Origin of the sequence: Streptomyces sp. NPDC002490 (genome assembly GCF_040296045.1) — a bacterium.
Classification (GTDB): domain Bacteria; phylum Actinomycetota; class Actinomycetes; order Streptomycetales; family Streptomycetaceae; genus Streptomyces.
Genome location: NZ_JBEOWM010000137.1, coordinates 1 through 1,394 on the forward strand (window position 1 = coordinate 1; position 1,394 = coordinate 1,394).

At 69.7% G+C, this 1,394-nt stretch carries 1 protein-coding gene; it reads right to left on the reverse strand.

Translation table 11 applies throughout. The features are described 5' to 3' along the window. Window positions 1-1,159: IS110 family RNA-guided transposase (locus ABT092_RS30950; RefSeq protein WP_351249832.1), on the reverse strand; the 1,159-nt coding region annotated here is incomplete at its 3' end. Between the last annotated feature and the right edge of the window lie 235 nt (window positions 1,160-1,394).

The window sequence follows — 1,394 nt, forward strand, 5'->3', positions numbered from 1 at the left end:
GGAAGCGCTGTCCGTCACGGATGAGGGCCCACAGGACGTTGACCCGTCGTCGGGCCAGGGCGAGGACGGCCTGGGTGTGCCGCTTGCCCTCAGCGCGCTTGCGTTCGTAGAAGCGGCGCGACTCCTCGCAGCTGCGGATGCTGATGAGCGCGGAGGTGTAGAAGACGCGCTGCAGGCCACGGTGGTAGCGCCGGGGGCGGTGCAGGTTGCCGCTGACGTTGCCGGAATCGCGGGGCATCGGGGCGACCCCGGCGAAGCCCGCCAGGCGGTCGGCGCTGCCGAAGCGGCTCATGTCGCCGGCGGTGGCGGCCAGGAACTCCGCTCCCAGCAGGGGGCCGATGCCGGGCATGCTGGCGATCACGTCGGCGAGGTCGTGCTCGCGAAACCGGGCCGCAATGAGCTTGTCGATCTCTGCGATCTGCTCGTTGAGGCCCATCACCTCCTTCGCCAGGGTGTGGATCACCTGCGCGGCGACCTTCTCCCCGGGGAGGGCGGTGTGCTGGCGCTCGGCGGCTGCCAGGGCGGCCTGGGCCAGCGTGTCGGCCCCGCGGACCTTGCGATTGCGCAGCCAGGTCTCCAGCCGGCTGCGGCCGGTCCGGCGCAGGGAGGCCGGTGTCTGGTAGCCGGTCAGCAGAACCAGCGGGCCGACGTTACCCAGGTCCAGGGCGCGCTCCAACGCGGGGAAGATGCTGGTGAGTTGGCCGCGGAGGCGGTTGATCCGGCGGGTGCGGTCGGCGTTCAGGTCGGCGCGGCGGTTGGTGAGGATCCTCAGCTCGACGGCGTGCTCGTCGTCCGGCCGGATGACGGCCAGGTCCCGGCGCATCCGGGCCTGGTCGGCGATGACGGTGGCGTCCTTCGCGTCAGTCTTGCCCATGCCCCGGTAGCCGGCCGAGGCCCGGTTGACCGCCAGGCCGGGTATGTAGACCAGTTGCTGGCCGTGGTTGAGGAGCATGTTGATCAGCAGGGCGGCCATGCCGTCGGCGACGTCGACCGCCCAGACCACGTTCTCGTCGATGGCCAGTACGTCGGCGAGCAGGGCCAGCAGTTCCGGCTCGTCGTTCAGGACCCGGCGCGAGAGCAGCTTCCTGCCCTCCGTGTCCAGGACCACGCAGTGGTGGTGGGTCTTGCCGATGTCCGTCCCCGCCCAGATCTGGACCACCTGTTCCTCCGGTCGTTCGATGTGCACTGTTCGTCCGGACGACCTCGCCAGCGTGGTCCTACTCAGCGATGCACCCGAGGGGCCCGCAGCTCCTAATCAGCGGTCGAGTCGTCGTGAGACACCGGGCGGCCAGGTGAGCTGAACCATCGAGGGCAACCGACTGAAAGCCATACCCGGTGTCTCTGGATCTCTGGACCCTACGACGGCCCGTCCGACCCACCAACAACGTAGGACC